At 70.2% G+C, this 18,078-nt stretch carries 17 protein-coding genes; 15 read left to right on the plus strand and 2 right to left on the minus strand.

The window, feature by feature from the left end:
* Window positions 1-28: 28 nt before the first annotated feature.
* On the minus strand, window positions 29-1,237 hold the full coding sequence (locus tag KZC56_RS14815; protein ID WP_247638910.1) for a LysM peptidoglycan-binding domain-containing protein: 1,209 nt from the start codon (window positions 1,235-1,237) through the stop codon (window positions 29-31).
* A gap of 121 nt (window positions 1,238-1,358) precedes the next feature.
* On the opposite strand from KZC56_RS14815, the gene KZC56_RS14820 reads away from it, so the two are divergent.
* Window positions 1,359-1,727: an Rv2175c family DNA-binding protein gene (locus tag KZC56_RS14820; protein WP_205812765.1), complete on the plus strand. Its 369-nt coding sequence runs from the start codon at window positions 1,359-1,361 to the stop codon at window positions 1,725-1,727.
* Between the two features lie 7 nt (window positions 1,728-1,734).
* On the opposite strand, the gene KZC56_RS14825 is transcribed toward KZC56_RS14820, so the two are convergent.
* Window positions 1,735-2,823, minus strand: a complete 1,089-nt coding sequence (locus tag KZC56_RS14825) for a polyprenyl synthetase family protein (RefSeq protein ID WP_240745443.1) — start codon at window positions 2,821-2,823, stop codon at window positions 1,735-1,737.
* 96 nt (window positions 2,824-2,919) lie between these two features.
* On the opposite strand from KZC56_RS14825, the gene KZC56_RS14830 reads away from it, so the two are divergent.
* The 14 genes from KZC56_RS14830 (at window position 2,920) to KZC56_RS14895 (ending at window position 18,078) form a co-directional block, all read left to right on the plus strand.
* On the plus strand, window positions 2,920-3,294 hold the full coding sequence (locus tag KZC56_RS14830; protein ID WP_136031304.1) for an SCO2097 family morphological protein: 375 nt from the start codon (window positions 2,920-2,922) through the stop codon (window positions 3,292-3,294).
* A 254-nt stretch (window positions 3,295-3,548) separates the two neighbouring features.
* Window positions 3,549-3,980 carry a division/cell wall cluster transcriptional repressor MraZ gene (gene mraZ / locus KZC56_RS14835; RefSeq protein ID WP_136031306.1) on the plus strand — a complete coding sequence of 144 codons (432 nt, stop codon included), beginning with the start codon at window positions 3,549-3,551 and terminating at the stop codon, window positions 3,978-3,980.
* Between the two features lie 103 nt (window positions 3,981-4,083).
* Window positions 4,084-5,022: a 16S rRNA (cytosine(1402)-N(4))-methyltransferase RsmH gene (rsmH, locus tag KZC56_RS14840; protein ID WP_247638911.1), complete on the plus strand. Its 939-nt coding sequence runs from the start codon at window positions 4,084-4,086 to the stop codon at window positions 5,020-5,022.
* Complete coding sequence (gene ftsL / locus KZC56_RS14845) at window positions 5,019-5,591, plus strand: cell division protein FtsL (RefSeq protein ID WP_136031310.1); 573 nt, start codon at window positions 5,019-5,021, stop codon at window positions 5,589-5,591. Before rsmH ends, ftsL begins: the two co-directional genes overlap by 4 nt.
* 24 nt (window positions 5,592-5,615) lie before the next feature.
* A complete protein-coding gene (locus KZC56_RS14850; protein ID WP_136031312.1) occupies window positions 5,616-7,385 on the plus strand; it encodes a peptidoglycan D,D-transpeptidase FtsI family protein in 1,770 nt (589 codons plus the stop codon).
* 27 nt (window positions 7,386-7,412) lie between these two features.
* Window positions 7,413-8,825 carry a UDP-N-acetylmuramoyl-tripeptide--D-alanyl-D-alanine ligase gene (locus KZC56_RS14855; RefSeq protein ID WP_136037288.1) on the plus strand — a complete coding sequence of 471 codons (1,413 nt, stop codon included), beginning with the start codon at window positions 7,413-7,415 and terminating at the stop codon, window positions 8,823-8,825.
* Window positions 8,822-9,928, plus strand: coding sequence for a phospho-N-acetylmuramoyl-pentapeptide-transferase (mraY, locus tag KZC56_RS14860; protein WP_136031316.1), 1,107 nt, complete (start codon window positions 8,822-8,824; stop codon window positions 9,926-9,928). Before KZC56_RS14855 ends, mraY begins: the two co-directional genes overlap by 4 nt.
* On the plus strand, window positions 9,918-11,453 hold the full coding sequence (murD, locus tag KZC56_RS14865; RefSeq protein WP_247638912.1) for a UDP-N-acetylmuramoyl-L-alanine--D-glutamate ligase: 1,536 nt from the start codon (window positions 9,918-9,920) through the stop codon (window positions 11,451-11,453). The genes mraY and murD overlap by 11 nt, the downstream gene beginning before the upstream one ends.
* Window positions 11,422-12,627 (plus strand): putative lipid II flippase FtsW, encoded by a 1,206-nt coding sequence (gene ftsW / locus KZC56_RS14870; RefSeq protein WP_136031320.1) that lies wholly within the window; start codon window positions 11,422-11,424, stop codon window positions 12,625-12,627. The genes murD and ftsW overlap by 32 nt, the downstream gene beginning before the upstream one ends.
* On the plus strand, window positions 12,624-13,700 hold the full coding sequence (locus KZC56_RS14875) for a UDP-N-acetylglucosamine--N-acetylmuramyl-(pentapeptide) pyrophosphoryl-undecaprenol N-acetylglucosamine transferase (RefSeq protein ID WP_136037290.1): 1,077 nt from the start codon (window positions 12,624-12,626) through the stop codon (window positions 13,698-13,700). The genes ftsW and KZC56_RS14875 overlap by 4 nt, the downstream gene beginning before the upstream one ends.
* A 42-nt stretch (window positions 13,701-13,742) precedes the next feature.
* Entirely contained in the window at window positions 13,743-15,143 is a 1,401-nt protein-coding gene (murC, locus tag KZC56_RS14880; protein WP_136037291.1) for a UDP-N-acetylmuramate--L-alanine ligase, read from the plus strand.
* A 3-nt stretch (window positions 15,144-15,146) separates the two neighbouring features.
* On the plus strand, window positions 15,147-16,064 hold the full coding sequence (locus KZC56_RS14885) for a cell division protein FtsQ/DivIB (protein WP_247638913.1): 918 nt from the start codon (window positions 15,147-15,149) through the stop codon (window positions 16,062-16,064).
* A 161-nt stretch (window positions 16,065-16,225) separates the two neighbouring features.
* On the plus strand, window positions 16,226-17,374 hold the full coding sequence (gene ftsZ / locus KZC56_RS14890; RefSeq protein WP_136031329.1) for a cell division protein FtsZ: 1,149 nt from the start codon (window positions 16,226-16,228) through the stop codon (window positions 17,372-17,374).
* Between the two features lie 8 nt (window positions 17,375-17,382).
* On the plus strand, window positions 17,383-18,078 hold the full coding sequence (locus KZC56_RS14895) for a YggS family pyridoxal phosphate-dependent enzyme (RefSeq protein ID WP_247639003.1): 696 nt from the start codon (window positions 17,383-17,385) through the stop codon (window positions 18,076-18,078).

Here is an 18,078-nt window from a genome sequence, read left to right on the forward strand (position 1 = left end):
CCCCTGGACCCCGTATTCCCCGGACATCTCAGCCGTACAGCGCGAGCCAGGCGTAGGCCTGAGTCTCCCACTGCCCGTACTTGTCGGGGTAGGCGGAGATCTGCACGGCCTGCGCTGCCGCGGTGAACGACAGGCTCTCCCACCCGGGGATGTCGAGCAGGCCTCGGGTGACCGTGCCGTTCGGATCGCTCGGGCCGCCATAGAACACGCGGGTGCTGCGGTCGGCGTCCATGATCTGCTCCGGCGTGCCCCACCCGGTGCTCGGGCGCTGCTGGAAGATGCCGAGCGAATCCCGATCGCCCCAGTCCAGGTTGCGCAGCCCGGACTCGACCATGCCGGTCGCGAGCGCCGTCGCGATGGCGCGATCGGACACGCCGAACTCGCGACCGATGCGGATGATGAGGGCGGCGGTGCCGGCCTGCTCCGCGGTGAGAGCGGCGCTGAGCTGACCTCCCGGTGCGGGAGCGGCCGCCGGGGCTGTGGCCGGCGCAGGAGCGGCGGCCGCCTGCACGGCGATCTTCTGCCCGGGGTAGATGATCGACGACGGCCCGAGACCGTTCAGTGCGAAGAGAGCCTGCGTCGTGGTGCCGTAGGACTGGGCGATCCCGTACAGCGTGTCACCGGCAGCGACCGTGTGCGTCGTCGCCGCGGGAGCGGGCGCCGGAGCCGGAGCCGGAGCCGGAGCGGGAGCGGGTGCCGCGGCGGGCGCAGCCGCGGGCGCGCCGATGGCGAGGCTCTGCCCCGGGTAGATGATCGAGGCGCGGGTGAGCCCGTTCGCGGACAGGACCGCATCGACGCTCGTGCCGTAGCGCTGCGCGATGGCGTAGACCGTGTCTCCCGCGACGACGGCGTGCACGGTGGTGGCGGCCGGTGCGGGCGCGGGTGCCGGAGCAGGCGCCGGAGCGGCGGCAGGATGGAGCACGAGCGTCTGCCCCGGGTAGATCACGGAGCGCCAAGACAGGCCGTTCCAGGTCAGGACATCGACCGTGCGCAGCCCGAAGCGACCGGCGATCGCCGCCACGGTGTCGCCCGGCTGGACGACATAGGTCGCCGGCGCCACCTGGGCGGGCACGCCGCGCGGGGGAGCGGTGCGCTGCCGTTCGAGCGGCGCGACCGAGGCGTCGGTCACGGCGACGGCCGGCGCGGCTGTCAGCGTTGCGGCGAGAGCGCCGGCGATCGCGGCGGGCAGCCCCAGCTGCAGGGTTCGAGCGCGGCGAGCAGCGGTCTGAAGGTTCACGACGGGCCCCCTTTTCGAGCACTTCACGCTGACACGGATGTATAGAGATGTCAACAGAAGTGACACATGTGAACAGTGTGACGCGAGTGCTGAAATGCGTCAGGGACGCCGAGGTGAGATAGTGGGCATCGTGTCTGAGAACGTTGCCGCCTCACCCGAAGCCGCCCCCGTCGAGTGGTTGACGCTGCCCGACCTCGTCGAGGTCCTCGGTGAGCCGCTGGGACGGGTGCGTCGACTGATCGACGACCATCACCTGGTCGGATCGCGTCGTACCGGTGTCTTCGCCGTGCCGTCCGTGTTCATCGTCGACGGGCACCCGCTGAGTTCGCTGCGCGGCACGGTCATCGTGCTGCAGGATGCGGGCTTCAGCGATGACGAGCTCATCGACTGGCTTCTGGCGGAGGAGGAGAGCCTCGGCCGTTCGCCCATCGCGTCGCTGCTGGCCGGCCACAAGAGCGAGGTCCGCCGACTCGCGCGCACCCTGGCCTGAGCGGGCTTCAGGCAGAGCGCACCGTCGCGGCTCGCCCGAGGTCGCGGAGCTCGCCCACGGCGGCGTTGTCGAGCGGAGCTCCGGTCAGCGCCCTGTCCGCCTCGTGGGCGTACGCGGAGATCATGTCCTCCACCCGTGCGAGCGCGCCGGAGTCCGCGATGGTCGACTGCAGAGCGGCCACCTGCTGCGCACTCAGCGCCGGGTCGCCGAGCAGCTCATCGAGGATGGTGCGTGCGGGCGCGTCGAGCGCCTCGCGGGTCAGCGCGACCAGAACCGTCCGCTTGCCCTCTCGCAGATCGTCGCCGGCCGGCTTGCCCGTCACGGTGCTGTCGCCGAAGACGCCCAGCACGTCGTCTCGGAGTTGGAACGCCATCCCGACCGGGTGACCGAAGCGCCGCAGCGCGGCGAGCTGCTCGTGGTCTGCGCCGGCGAAGGCGGCACCGAGGACGAGCGGCTGCTCGATGCTGTACCTGGCCGACTTGAGCGAGGCGATGCGCAACGCGCGTTCCGCGTGCTCCTCCGCCGGATTGACGCTCCAGGCGGACTCCTCTGCGATGTCCAGGAACTGGCCCGTGGTCACATCGCGTCGCATGCGGGCGTACTCCCCGCGCACGGCGCTCGCGTGCGGGTGGCCGTCGAGGGCGGCTTCGAGGAGGTCGTCGCTCCACGCCACCAGGAGGTCGCCGAGCAGAACGGCCGCCGCGCGACCGAAAGCCTCCGCGTCTCCGCTCCAGCGGGCGCCGCGGTGGGACGCCTCGAGGGCGCGATGGGCCGCGGGGCGACCGCGCCTGGTGTCGGAATTGTCGATCAGGTCGTCGTGCACGAGGGCGGCGGATTGGAAGATCTCGAGGGCCGCGCACAGATCCCACAGGCGGTCGTCCTCGGTGGCCGTGCGCTCGTGGAAACGGGCGACGGCACGCCACCCGGCATGACAGAAGCGGGCGCGCAGTCGCTTGCCACCGGCTAGCGTGCTCGCCGCCATGTCGAGGAACGCGCCCGCATCCGGCCCGTAGGCCGATGACTCCTCCCGCATGCGTGCGAGGAAGCCGTCCAGTCGGGCGGCGACGGCGTCGGGGACGGGAGAGGCTGACGGCACGACTCCCAGCATACGTAAAGGAAGGGAGGGGCCTGACGCTGGCCCCGGACGCCCGTCGAGCGTAGACTGGAGTGCACCATACCCGAGGGGGACGAGATGCCACTCTCCGAACAGGAGCAACGTCTGCTCGACGAGATGGAACGCCATCTCCTTCACAATGACGCCGATGTGGTGAGTGCGCCGTCCGGTGACCGCGCACTCAGCTATCGCAACCTCGTCTACGGGGCGCTCCTGCTGCTCGCGGGCGTCGGCGGTCTCGTCGTCGGTGTCATCCTCGGCGATGTCTGGGGTGTGGTGGTCGGGGTCATCGGGTTCGCGGCCATGCTTGCCGGCGTCATGCTCGCGGTCACCCCCGTGCGTCGCTCGGCGCCGGCCGAGCCGCGTCAGCGCTCGACCGCGAAGCGACAGGACTCCTCCTCCTTCATGGATCGCATGAACGATCGCTGGGATCGCCGCCAAGACGGACGGTGACCCGCCTCACCTTCTCTGAGAAGCCCGGATGCTCTGCATCCGGGCTTTTTCCGTGTGTGGACTCTTTCCTCCACTAGGCCTCCACGGCCCTCCACTGACGCTCCACCCCGCTCCACCGCATAATCACGCGGTTCTCTGGCGCGCCCGGAGCCCTTCGAGCAGAATCTACGGGCATTCCTCATAGGAAAGTGGAGCAAAGTGGAGTAAAGTGGGGCGCACCTCGAGTTGGCCGGACGGAGAGGGGGTGAAGGCCGATGCTGCTGGGCACGCACTCACCGAAGCTGGACGACAAGGGACGGGTCATCCTTCCCGCGAAGTTCCGCGAGGACCTGGGTGGCGGCATCGTCGTCACCCGCGGTCAGGAGCGCTGCCTCTACGTCTTCAGCACGGCCGAGTTCGAGGCGATGCACGAGCGGATCCGTCAGGCGCCGCTCGCGAACAAGCAGGCACGTGACTTCATGCGCCTGTTCCTCTCCGGAGCAAGCGCGGAGATGCCCGACAGCCAGAACCGCATCACCATCCCCGCCCACCTGCGTCAGTACGCCGGTCTTCAGAAGGAGCTCATCGTGACCGGAGTCGGTGCTCACGCCGAGATCTGGGACGCCGAGAGCTGGAACGCCTACCTCGCCGCTGGTGAGGAGTCATACGCCGAACTGGAGCAGGAGGTGATTCCGGGACTGTTCTGACCACGGCTGTGATGCCCCGCCGCTCCCGCCCCGACACACTTCCCCGGTGCCGGGTCGCGAAGCGGAGGGGGATCAGAGCCGAAGGTCGGACCCGAGAGAGATCATGAGCCTCCGCGACATCCACACCCCCGTCCTGCTCGACCGCTGCGTCGAGCTGCTCGCGCCCGCCCTGCAGGAGGACGGCGCCGTGCTGGTCGACGCGACCCTCGGAATGGGGGGACACTCGGAGGCGCTGCTGGAGCGGTTCCCCGGCATCCGCCTGATCGGGCTCGACCGCGACACCGACGCGCTGCGGATCGCGGGTGAGCGGCTCGCCCGGTTCCGCGATCGCCTCACCCTGGTGCACGCCGTCTACGACGAGATCGGCCTGCACGCTCAGGGCGCCGCGGGCATCCTGTTCGACCTCGGGGTCTCCTCGCTGCAACTCGACGAGGCCGAGCGCGGTTTCGCGTACGCCAAGGACGCTCCGCTGGACATGCGGATGGACCAGACGAAGGGCATCACCGCCGCCGACGTCATCGCCACCTACAGCGAGGGCAACCTGCGGCGCATCTTCGAGCGCTACGGCGAGGAGAAGCTCGCTGGCCGCTACGCCCGATTCATCATCGAGGCACGGCAGAAGCAGCCGATCCTGCGGTCGGGCGAACTCGTCGACATCCTCGTCGCTGCCACGCCCGCGGCCGCCCAGCGCGCTGGACACCCCGCCAAGCGGGTCTTCCAGGCGCTCCGGATCGAGGTCAATGCGGAGCTGAACGTGCTCGCCGACGCGATCCCGGCCGCGATGGACGCCCTCGCGGTCGGCGGCCGCATCGTCGTGATGTCGTACCAGTCGCTGGAAGACCGCCTGGTCAAGCAGGCGTTCGCGGCCGCGTCCGCGTCCACGGCCCCGGCGGGGCTGCCGGTCGAGCTCCCGGAGCACGCCCCCCGCTTCCGCGTCCTGACCAAGGGCGCGGAGCTCGCCGACGACGAAGAGCGCGCCCGCAACCCGCGGGCGATCCCGGTGCGCCTGCGCGCCGCTGAGAAGGTGCGGGAGAGCGCATGAGCATGAACGCAGTACGCACGGCGGCCCGTCCGCTGCCCTCCGAGGCGCCGCAGCGCGCACCGAAGCGGCGACTGCAGCCGGTCACCACCCCCGCGGTCCGCCGCAAGCCGAAGCTGGCCTATGCGCTCGTGGCCCTCGCCGGCGCCCTCGCCATCGGCGCGGCCCAGGTCGGACTGTCCCTCGCGATCACGCAGGACTCGTTCACCCTCGCGGGACTGTCGTCCCAGCAGCGCGAGCTGGATCTGCACACGCATGCCCTGCAGGAGGAGCTCACCGGTCTGAGCTCGCCGCAGGTGCTCGCCAGCAGCGCGGCCGCCCTCGGGATGGTCGTCGCCGGTTCCCCCTCGTACCTCCGGCTCAGCGACGGCGCGGTCTTCGGCACGGGGTCGGGAGCCGACTGGACCTCGACCGTCGACCCGAACGGCGCGGCGGCCGTCGGGAACGTGCTGATCACCGAGAACGCGCCGCCCGCGGAGCAGACCGCGCAGGGCGAGGACGGCGTCGCGCCGCCCGCGCAGGATCTTCCGCCGGCCATCACCGACGGCCTCCCCAGCCCCACCACCCACTGATCGCAACGACCACGGAGAGATCCCATGACGACACGAGCCACGCGCGGACCGCGGCGACGCACTGTCGTCGCTCTGGCGGTCATCCTCTCGGTCCTGGTGGCGTTCGTCGTCCGCCTCGTCGACATCCAGGTCGTGAGCGCCGACGAGCACGTCTCGCAGTCGCTCGAGCACATCGGGGCGGGTTCCGCCATCCCCGGCCAGCGCGGCTCGATCGTCGACTCCGGGGGCACCGTGCTCGCATCGAGCGTCATGGTCTACGACGCCCAGCTGAGCCCGCAGGTGATCATGCTCGTCGAGGAGAAGAACCCGAAGCTGCCGTGGGCCGAGGCCTCGGACAAGATCGCCGCGATCACCGGTCAGACCGGCGAGGAGGTGCGGGCGCTGGTCTCCAACGCCCTCGCCGAGAACCCGAACAGCCAGTACGCGCCGCTCAAGAAGGGCCTGAACACTGAGCAGTACATAGCCCTGCGCGACCTCGGCATCGGCTCCTACCTGTCGCTCAAGCCGCGGGAGACGCGGGTCTACCCGAACGGTGCGGTCGCCGGGAACATCCTCGGCTTCCTCGACAACACGGGGGAGGCGAAGGCCGGCGTCGAGCAGCTCGAGGAGACGTGCCTCGCGCCGGTCGACGGTGAGGAGACGTACCGCAAGGGCAAGGACGGCGTCGTCATCCCGGGCAGCGAGAAGGTCGTCGACGCCGTGGACGGCGGCACCGTGCAGCTCACGATCAACAGCGACCTGCAGTGGTACCTCCAGCAGATGATCGGCGAGGAGGCGCAGAAGCAGGGCGCCAAGGGCGGCACCGTGACGGTCGTCGAGGTGGCGACGGGCAAGATCCGCGCTGCGGCCGAGTGGCCGGCGATGGACCCCAACGACCTCGACTCCTCCACGCCCGAGACGCGCTACAGCCAGATCTTCCACCGAGACTTCGAGCCGGGATCCACGTTCAAGGCGATCACCGCCGCGGCCGCGATCGAGGGCGCGGGTCTCACGCCCCTGAGCACGGTGACCGCCTCGTCGCGCGAGACGTTCCCGAACGGTGCCGTCATCAACGACGCCTTCTCGCACCCGGCCTACAACTACACGCTCGCGGGCGGCCTGATCGACTCGTCGAACGTCGCACTGTCCAAGTTCGGCACCATGGTGTCGCCCGAAGTGCGCTACGACTACCTGCAGCGGTTCGGCGTCGGCCAGAAGACGCTCGACTTCCCGTCCGAGGTGTCCGGCCTGCTGCACCCCGTCTCCGACTGGGACAGCCAGTCGCTGTACACGACCACGTTCGGCCAGTACTTCACCGTCACCGCGCCGCAGCTCGCCGGCGCATACCAGGCGATCGCGAACGGCGGCGAGAAGATCGACCTGTCGCTGGTCGAGTCCTGCACCGGTGCGGACGGCACGGTCTCCGAGGTGAAGAAGCCCGAGCACGAGCAGATCGTCGCACCGCAGACCGCGGCCGACCTCACCCGCATGCTCGAGAACGTCGCGGTCCAGGGCGGCAACGCCGATCGCATCCAGGTTCCCGGCTACCGCGTGACGAGCAAGACGGGTACCGCACAGGTCTCCGACGGCAACGGCGGATACAAGGCCGGCGTGTACTACACGAGCATGGTGGGCTTCGCTCCGGTCGACGATCCGCAGTACGTCGTCGTGGTCACTCTCGACGAGCCGACTAAGGTTGTATCGTCCGCGGCCACCGCATCCGCCTTCCAGAAGGCGATGACGCAGGTGATGAAGACCTATCGCGTGATGCCGTCCTCTGTCCCGATGGACGCGCTCCTCCCCAAGTTCGGATAGTCGGCGAGAGCCGCGCATGGAGATGACATGATCGCCCTGACGCTCGCTGAGATCACCGCCGCTGTCGGCGGTGATCTGCGTGTGGCCGGAGAGCACACCCCCGAGACCGTCGTCGACGGCCTGGTCGACACCGACTCGCGCACCATGCGGCCGGGATCGATCTTCGTGGCGAAGCCCGGCGCGGAGACCGATGGACACCGTTTCGTCGGTGCGGCGGTCGAGGCCGGTGCCGTGCTCGCGATCGTGGAGCATCCGGTCGACGTGCCCGTCAGCCAGATCGTCGTCTCCGACGCCGTGGTCGCCCTCGGCGAGCTGGCGCGCGAGGTCGTGGGCCGCGTGCGCGCGGGCGGTGGGCTGCGTATCGTCGGCATCACCGGGTCCAACGGCAAGACCACGACCAAGAACTTCCTCGCACGCATCCTCGCCGACGAGGGGGAGACCGTCGCCCCGATCAACTCCTTCAACAACGAGGTCGGTGCCCCCGTCACGATGCTCCGCGTGACCCACGACACCCGGTACCTCGTGAGCGAGTTCGGGGCGGCCGGCCCGGGGAGCATCGCCCGCCTCGCCGGACTCGTCGAACCCGACCTCGTCGTCGTGCTCATGGTGGGGCTCGCGCACGCGGGCGGCTTCGGCGGCATCGAGGCCACGGCCAAGGCGAAGTCCGAGCTCGTGTCGGCGGCGCGGGTTCCGGGCACCGCCGTGCTCAACGCGGACGACCCCCGGGTGTGGGCGATGCGCGAGCTCGCCGAGCACCGCGGCCTTCGCGTCGTCGGCTTCGGTCAGTCCGACGCGGCCGAGGTTCGCGCCCACGACATCGTCGTGTCCGCCTCCGGGACGACCTGCACGATCGAGGTCGCGGGGGAGCGCCGCCCGCTGCGGCTCCGCGTGCTCGGCGCTCACCACGTGACCAACGCGCTGGCCGCCCTCACCGCGGCCGTGCAGCTCGGCGTGGCTCCGGCCGATGCGATCGCCCGCCTGGAGACCGTCGAGATCGCCGAGCGATGGCGCATGCAGCCGATGGGCAACGATCGCGTGCGCATCATCAACGACGCCTACAACGCGAGCCCCGACTCGATGGCCGCCGCTCTGCGCACGCTCGCGCAGATCACCGGCCCGGACGAGCGCACGGTCGCCGTCCTGGGGGCCATGAGCGAGCTGGGCGACAGCGCGGGCGAGGAACACGACCGCATCGGTCTGCTCGCGGTGCGTCTCAACATCCGCCGCATCGTGGTGGTGGGCCCTGAGGCGCGCCGCCTCTACCTGGCCGCGGTCGGCGAAGGCTCCTGGGACAGCGAGGCCGTGCATCTGCCCGACCAGGATGCGGCGTTCGAGTACCTGCGCACGGAGCTGCGCGATGGCGACCGCGTGCTGGTGAAGTCATCCAACTCCGTGGGCCTGCGGCATCTCGGCGATCGTCTGGGAGAATTGTTCTCGTGAGGTCACTCATCATGGCGGCGGCGATCTCGCTCGCCTTCACCCTGTTCCTGACCCCCGTCTTCCTCCGGCTCTTCCGGAAGTGGGGCTGGGGGCAGGTCATCCGCACCCCCGAGTCCGTGCACAACCCCAGCCACGAGGCCAAGCGCGGGACCCCGACCATGGGCGGCGTGATCTTCATCCTCGGCTCCATCGTCGGCTACTTCACGGGCGTCCTGGTGAGCGGGGAGACGCCCGCGCTGTCGGCGATCCTGGTGATCTGGCTCATGGTGGGCTTCGGCGCGGTGGGCTTCATCGACGACTACATGAAGGTGCGCAGCCAGCGCAGCCTCGGCCTCTCCGGGTGGCGGAAGGTGATCGGCCAGCTCCTGGTCGTCATCCCGTTCGGCATCGTGGCGTTGAACTTCCCGAACCGCTGGGGTCAGACGCCCGCGAGCGCCTCGATCTCGCTGTTCCGCGACATCACCTGGCTCAACCTCTTCGCCTTCGGTGTGGTCCTCGGCTGGATCCTGTACCTGGCGTGGATCGCGATCATCGGCGTGGCCACGTCCAACAGCGTCAACCTCACCGACGGCCTCGACGGGCTCGCGGCCGGTGCCGGCGTGCTCGTCGTCGGCGCCTACAGCGTGATCGCCTTCTGGCAGTTCAAGCAGCCCTGCATCGGCGGCGACCCCGGCGCGCTCGGCGGATGCTACGAGGTGCGCGACCCCTTCAACCTGGCGATCATCTCGGCCTCGTTCGCCGCGAGCCTCATCGGCTTCCTGTGGTGGAACGCCCCGAAGGCGAAGGTGTTCATGGGCGACGTGGGCTCGATGGCGATCGGCGGCGTCGTGACCGCGATGGCGATCCTGACGCGCACCGAGCTGCTGCTCCTCGTGATCGCGGGCGTCTTCGTCCTCTCGTCCGGCTCGGTCATCCTGCAGCGGGCGTACTTCAAGGTCACGCGCGGCAAGCGGCTGTTCCTCATGAGCCCGTTCCACCACCACCTCGAGATGCGCGGCTGGTCGGAGGTCACGATCGTCGTGCGCATGTGGATCATCGCCGGCCTGCTCGCGGTCTCGGCGATCGGACTGTTCTACGTGGAGTGGCTGACCCGTGTCGGCTGAGCGTCTGGCCGGACTGACCAGCTGGAACGCGGACTGGTCGGGGCTGCGCGTCGCCGTGCTCGGACTGTCGATGACCGGCTTCTCGGTCGCGGACACCCTGGCGGAGCTGGGCGCCGAAGTGCTCGTGCTCAGCGAGTCGGCGGACGAGGAGTACGCGCGCCTGCTGCCCGTGATCGGCGCGGCCCTCGAGCTGGGGTCGCTCGCCGAGGTGCCGGAGGCCCTGCGCGCGTTCGAGCCGGAGGTGGTGATCGCGTCGCCGGGCTTCTCGCCGTCGCACCCCGTGATCCGCTGGGCGCAGGACGCCGGCATCGCGCTCTGGGGGGACGTCGAGCTCGCGTGGCGAGTGCGGGACAAGGTACTCCGCGCCGACGGGACCCCGGCCGACTGGGTGCTCATCACCGGCACCAACGGCAAGACCACGACCACGCAGCTCACCGCGACCCTGCTGGTCGAGGGCGGCCTGCGTGCGGCCCCGTGCGGCAACATCGGGGTGCCCGTGCTCGACGCGGTGCGCGACCCGGCCGGCTTCGACGTGCTCGTGGTGGAGCTGTCGAGTCATCAGCTCTGGTATCTCGGGTTGTCGCAGCCGGAGGGGGAGCTGTTCCCGTACTCCGCCGTGTGTCTGAACCTCGCCGACGATCACCTCGTGTGGCACGGCAGCGCGGAGGCCTACCGCGACGCGAAGGCCCTGGTGTATCGCAACACGCGCGTGGCCTGCGTCTACAACAAGGCCGACGTGGCCACGCGCCGCATGGTCGAGGAGGCCGAGGTCGTCGATGGCGCCCGCGCGATCGGCTTCGACCTGGGCATCCCCGGCCCGAGCGACCTCGGCGTGGTGGAGGGGCTGCTCGTCGACCGGGCGTTCCTCGACGACCGCGCCCGCAGCGCCCTCGAGCTCACCACCGTCGCCGAGCTCGAGTCCGCTGGACTCTCGGCGCCGCACATCGTGCAGAACATCCTCGCCGCCAGCGCACTCGCCCGGTCGCTCGGCGTCGAGCCGGAGGCGATCCACTCGGCCCTGCAGGGCTTCCACCTCGACGCTCACCGCATCCAGGTGGTCGCGCGCCACGCCGGCATCACCTGGGTCGACGATTCCAAGGCGACGAACCCGCACGCGGCAGCCTCCTCGCTGCGGGCGTACCCCGGAGCGGTGTGGGTCGTTGGCGGTGATCTGAAGGGTGTGGACATCTCCGAGCTCGTGGCCGATGCCGGGGCGTCCGCACGCGCGGCGGTCGTGATCGGTGTGGAGCGCGGCGATGTCGTGGCGGCATTCGGGCGACACGCGCCGGCGGTGCCGGTGTTCGAGGTCGACGCTGGCGACACTGGACAGGTCATGAACCGCGTGGTGGAGATCGCCGCGGGGATCGTCGAAGACGGGGGCACCGTGCTGTTGGCCCCGGCCGCGGCGTCCTTCGACCAGTTCTCCGGCTATGCGGAACGTGGCCGCCGCTTCGCCGAGGCGGTACGTGAGTGGATCGAGCGGGGGAGCGCCGATGACGCAGGTGGCTCGCCCTCCGCGCTCTGAGTCGGGCGGCCTCGCGGCCCGGGTGTCTCTGGGGCGCCGGTTCACGCCGGTGTCGACCGAGTTCCTCCTGATCGCGTCGACCGCGCTGCTCCTCACGATCTTCGGCCTGGTGATGGTGCTGTCGGCCACCAGCGCGACCGCCGTCGCGAACGACCAGAACCCGATGGACGGCGTGCTGCGCCAGGGCGTCTTCGCCCTGCTGGGCATCCCGCTGATGTTCCTCATCAGCCGTCTGCCGATCGCCTTCCTGAAGCGCATGGCCTGGCCCGCGCTGTTCGGGGCGGTTGCCCTGCAGCTGCTGGTGTTCACGCCTCTGGGCATCGCGGACGGCGGCAACCGGAACTGGATCCAGATCGCCGGGTTCCAGATGCAGCCGTCCGAGTTCCTCAAGCTCGCGCTGGCCCTGTGGATCGCCGCGGTGCTGCTGCGCAAGCAGACCATGCTGGGCACCTGGCACCACGTGTTCATTCCGGTCGTGCCGGTGGGCGCTCTCGCGATCGGGACCGTGCTGGCGGGCAAGGACCTGGGCACCGCGATGGTGATGGTCCTGATCCTGCTCGGCTGTCTGTTCTTCTCGGGCGTCAAGCTCCGGCTCTTCATCATCCCGATGATCCTCGGCGTGGTCGCGGTGCTCGCGTACGCACTGTCCAGCGAGGATCGGATGCGGCGCATTACCGCGACGTGCGACGACATGGCGCTCTACTACACCGACTGCTACCAGTCGATCCATGGCATCTGGGGCATGGCCTCTGGCGGCATCTTCGGGCTCGGCCTGGGCAACTCGCAGGAGAAGTACGGCTGGCTGCCCGCTGCGGGCAACGACTTCATCTTCGCGATCGTCGGCGAGGAGCTCGGCCTGATCGGCTGCATCGTGGTGCTGGCGCTGTTCACGTTCTTCACGGTCGGCGCGTTCCACATCATCCGCAAGACGCCGGACCCCTTCATTCGGGTCGCCGCGGGCGGCATCACGGTGTGGATCGTGGGCCAGGCGGTGCTGAACATCGGTGTGGTGATCGGTGTCTTCCCCGTGATGGGCGTGCCGCTGCCGTTCATGTCGCAGGGCGGGACGGCGCTGTTCGCGGTGCTCGTGGCCTGCGGTGTGCTGCTCGCCTTCGCCCGGACGATCCCCGTCTCGGAGAAGCAGTCAGGTGCGCGGGGTAGGGTCGCTCGGTGACCTCGTATCTTCTCGCCGGCGGTGGCACCGCCGGCCATGTCAACCCGCTGCTCGCGGTCGCCGATGCGTTGCGCGAGCGTGACCCCGAGGCCACGGTCCTGGTGCTCGGGACGGCCGAAGGCCTGGAGTCGCGGCTGGTGCCGGAGCGCGGGTACGAGCTGCTGATCGTCGACAAGGTGCCGTTCCCGCGGCGTCCGAACGCGCAGGCAGCGGCGTTTCCCGGTCGCTTCCGTCGTGCGATCGCTCAGGTGCGTCAGCACATCCGCCGTCACCGCATCGACGTGGTGGTCGGCTTCGGCGGGTACGCCTCGGCTCCCGCGTACGTGGCGGCGCGCCGCGAACGGGTGCCGTTCGTGGTGCACGAGGCGAACGCCAAGCCGGGTCTCGCGAATGTGCTCGGCGCCCGGGCTGCCGCAGGGGTGGGCGTCGCGTTCGAGGGCACACCGCTTCGCCGTGGCGAGGTCGTCGGCATGCCGCTGCGACGTGAGGTGATCGCGCTCGACCGTGCCGCGACGCGTGCCGAGGCGGCGGAGCACTTCGGCCTCGACCCCGCACGACCCGTCCTGCTCGTGTTCGGCGGTTCCCTCGGAGCCCAGCGGCTGAACGACGCGATCGCCGATTCCTGGCGCGACATCCTCGACGCCGGGTGGCAGCTGCTGCACGTGACGGGGGAGCGCAGCGACCTCGAGGATCCCCGCGTGCCTGGCTATACGATGCGCCGCTACGTGGACCGCATGGACCTCGCGTTCGCGCTGGCCGATCTGATCGTGTCGCGGTCGGGTTCGGCCACCGTGAGCGAGGTCAGTGCTCTGGGCATTCCCGCGCTCTACGTCCCGTACTCGGTGGGCAACGGCGAGCAGCGGCTCAACGCCGGCTCGGCGGTGGCAGCGGGAGCAGCCGAGCTGCTCGACGACGCCACCTTCGACGGCGACGCGGTGCGGCGGCTCGTCGTGCCCCTGCTCGGCGATCCCGAGCGCATCGCGCGCATGGCGGCGGCCGCGGAGAACGTCGGTACCAGGAACGGTACGGAGAACGTGATCCAGCTGATCGACCGTGCCCTCGGTGCGGCGTGACTCCGGCGTCCCGACCGGAACGAAAAGTAGACTGAAGCGGACATGATCAGACCCGACCTCTCCCTCCCCCTTCCCGAGACGATCACCTCCGCGCACTTCATCGGCATCGGCGGCTCCGGCATGAGCGGGCTCGCCAAGATGTTCCTCGACGCCGGCATCCGGGTGTCCGGAAGCGACCGCGCCGACAGCGACAACCTGCGTGCCCTCGCCGCCGCGGGCGCGACCGTGCACGTCGGTCACGACGCCGCGCACCTGGGCGACGCCGACACCGTGGTGCACACCGGTGCCATCTGGCCGGAGAACCCGGAGTTCGTGACGGCGAAGGAGCGCGGTCTCCACGTCATCCACCGCTCGCAGGCGCTGCACTGGCTGATCGGATCGCGACGTCTGGTGTCGGTCGCGGGGGCCCACGGCAAGACCACCTCGACCGGGATGATCGTGACCGCGCTGCGCGAGCTCGGGGCGGAACCGCACTTCGTCAACGGCGGCGTGATCGAGCAGCTCGGAGTGTCCAGCGCCACCGGGAGCGGTGACCTGTTCGTGATCGAGGCCGACGAGTCGGACGGCACGTTCCTGCTGTACGACACCGCGGTCGCGCTCATCACGAACGTCGACCCCGATCACCTGGACCACTACGGGTCGGACGAGGCGTTCCACGACGCGTTCGTGCGGTTCGCCGACGCGGCCTCGGAAGCCGTCGTGATCTCCAGCGACGACCCCGGTGCGCTGCGGGTCGGGGCGGGGCTGTCGCACCCCCACGTGCTCACGTTCGGTGAGGCGGAGGACGCGGATGTGCGCCTGACCGACATCGTCACGGACGGACCGGTCGCGGCGACTCTGGTGTACGCGGGGGAGCAGGTGCGCATGCAGCTCGCCGTCCCTGGGGCCCACAACGCGATCAATGCGACCGGTGCCGTCGCGGTGCTCGTCGCGCTCGGCTTTCCGTTCGCCGACGCGGTGCACGCGATGGAGGGCTTCGCGGGGACCGTGCGTCGGCTCGAACGCCACGGGGAAGAGCGCGGCGTCACGGTGTACGACGACTACTCGCATCACCCGACCGAGGTCAGGGCGGCGCTGGAGGCGATGCGCACTCTCGCCGGCGACGGCCGACTGATCGCGATCCAGCAGCCGCACACGTACTCCCGCACGCAGCACATGTATCAGGAGTTCGCCGATGTGCTCGAGCAGCTGGCCGACCACACCGTGATGCTCGACGTCTACGGCGCCAGGGAGGATCCGGTTCCCGGTGTCACCGGTGAACTCGTGAGCGGTGCGTTCCACGACCCCTCGCGCGTGCACTTCGTGGCGGACTGGCAGCAGGCCGCCGACTACACGGCCTCGGTCGCGCGCGCGGGCGACGTGGTCGTCACGCTCGGCTGCGGCAACGTGTACCAGATCATCCCGCAGGTGCTGGAGTCGCTGCGTCGGACCGACGGGGCGTAGCGCATGCGCCGGCCCGCACCGCTTCCGAGCGCTCCGGATGCCCCGGAGCAGGCGCCCGCCGCGCCGGAACGGACTGCGCGTGCGCGTCGCCGTGATCCGGAGCCGCCGATCCCGCTCGTCGATGAGCCTGCGGGCGAGGCCGTGCAGGATGACGACGCGGAGCGTCCCACGTCGACGCGGGAGGTGTGGCGGGCGGCTCGCGCTCGTCGCAAGGCGCTGCGCGCGGAGATCCGCCGCTTCACGCAGCGGTCACGTCGGCGCCGGATCGTCTGGCTCAGCAGCCTGGGTGCCCTCGTGCTGCTGGTGGGCGGGAGCGTCGCGGCGGCATACAGCCCGCTGTTCGCGGTCGAGCGGATCACGGTCGCGGGGGCGACGACGATCGATCCTGCCGTGATCGAGGCGGCGCTGAGCGACCAGGTCGGCACCCCCCTCGCGCTCGTGGACACGAGTGAGGTGAAGGCCGCTCTCCTGGCGTTCCCGCTGATCGAGACGTACTCCCTGGAGGCGCGCCCTCCGCACGACCTGACCGTGCGCATCGTCGAGCGGACGCCCATCGGGGTGATCTCGTCGTCGGCGGGCTACACGCTGGTGGATGCGGCGGGTGTGGCGCTGTCGACGACGGCGGAGCAGCCCGCGGGTCAGCCGCTCGTGGAGACCGAGGGCGGGGTGGATTCGGCCGCGTTCCGCAGCGCCGGCCTGGTGGTGCGTGCACTGCCGGAGGGGATCCGCTCGGCGCTGACGGAGGTGAGGGCGTCGACCGCGGACGATGTGACGCTCACCCTCAGCACCGGCCTCACGGTCGTGTGGGGGAGTTCGGAGGAGTCGGGTCTGAAGGCGCTCGCGCTGTCGGCGGCGCTCACCGCGAACCCCGAGGCGTCGTCGATCGATGTGACCTCGCCGGACGTCGCGGTCGTCGGCTGACGGCTTTCGGCGGGAATGGGGCGACACGCCCGTGTCGCTGCGCGCGCGCGGCCGGGCGGCGCTTACCTTCGATCTGAGAGAACGCAATACCGGGAAATACTTTACACCTCTAGTTGAGGTTTAAGGTTCCCATCCAAGGCTCGACTAATCGGAGGCCGGCCATGAGCCAGAACCAGAACTACCTCGCCGTGATCAAGGTCGTCGGCGTCGGCGGTGGCGGCGTCAACGCCGTCAACCGCATGATCGAGCTCGGGCTCCGCGGAGTCGAGTTCATCGCCGTGAACACCGATGCGCAGGCGCTGCTCATGAGCGACGCCGACGTCAAGCTCGACGTCGGCCGCGAGCTCACGCGCGGTCTCGGGGCGGGTGCCGACCCGGAGGTCGGTCGCCGTGCTGCGGAAGACCACGCGGAGGAGATCGAGCAGGCGCTGACCGGCGCCGACATGGTGTTCGTCACCGCCGGTGAGGGCGGTGGCACCGGAACCGGTGGCGCGCCCGTCGTCGCCCGCATCGCCAAGTCGATCGGCGCCCTGACGATCGGTGTCGTGACCAAGCCGTTCTCGTTCGAGGGTCGCCGCCGCCAGAGCCAGGCGGAGGCCGGCGTCGCCAAGCTCAAGGAAGAGGTCGACACCCTCATCGTGGTGCCCAACGACCGCCTCCTGGAGATCAGCGACCGCGGCATCTCGATGATCGAGGCCTTCGCGACCGCCGACCAGGTGCTCCTCGCCGGTGTCCAGGGCATCACGGACCTCATCACCACCCCCGGTCTGATCAACCTCGACTTCGCCGACGTCAAGTCGGTCATGCAGGGTGCGGGATCCGCGCTCATGGGTATCGGGTCGGCGCGCGGCGCCGACCGGGCCATCAAGGCCGCCGAACTCGCGGTCGAGTCTCCGCTGCTGGAAGCCTCGATCGAGGGCGCGCACGGCGTGCTCCTCTCGATCCAGGGTGGCTCGAACCTGGGCATCTTCGAGATCCACGACGCCGCGGACCTGGTGAAGGAGGCCGCGCACCCGGAGGCGAACATCATCTTCGGTACCGTCATCGACGACACGCTCGGCGACGAGGTGCGCGTCACGGTCATCGCCGCGGGCTTCGACGGCGGGGAGCCGTCGCTGCGCCTGGACCCGATGGTCGTCTCCCGGCCGTCCACCGCATCGCTGCCGGAGGTCGCCCTCTCGGACGAGGCCGAGAAGCCCGCGGAGACGCCCGCCACCGAGTCGGCCCCGGCACCGCAGCGCACGCCGGCCACCAGCATCGAGCCGGCATTCGCCGACGACGACATCGACATCCCCGAATTCCTGAAGTGACGGCTCCGATGGGTGCTCCGGCGCCATCGGAGCTCGCGGCGCGGCTGTCGGCGATCGACGAACGGATCGCCGACGCCGCGCGCGCGGCCGGTCGCGCACCGGAGGAGATCACCCGGATCGTCGTGACGAAGTTCCACCCGGCGGCTCTCGTGCGCGAGCTGCACGCCCTCGGCGTCTCGGCGGTGGGGGAGAACCGCCAGCAGGAGCTGACCGCGAAGGCCACGGAGCTCGCCGACCTCGACCTGCAGTGGCACTTCATCGGCCAGGGGCAGACCAACAAGGCGGGGGCCATCCGGCGCAGCGCCGACGTGGTGCACTCCGTCGACCGCGACCGCTTCGCCGACGCGCTGCATCGAGCGACCGACGGCGACGATGTGCTCGACGTGCTCGTGCAGATCAATCTGACCGACGACCCGGGTCGCGGCGGTGTCGCACCCGACGCGGCGACCGCTCTGGCCGAGCACGTGCTGTCGCTGCCGTCGCTGCGGCTGCGCGGCGTCATGGCCGTCGCGCCGCTGGACGAGGAGCCCGCCTCCGCGTTCGCGCGGCTCCGGGGCATCGCCGACGGCATCCGCACGATCGAGCCGACGGCCACGTGGATCTCGGCCGGTATGACCGGCGACTTCGTCGAAGCCATCGCCGCCGGCGCGACACACCTGCGCATCGGTTCCGCAATCACGGGACCGCGCCCCGACCGGGGTTAA

The organism is Microbacterium sufflavum, assembly GCF_023091155.1.
Taxonomy (GTDB): Bacteria; Actinomycetota; Actinomycetes; order Actinomycetales; family Microbacteriaceae; genus Microbacterium; species Microbacterium sufflavum.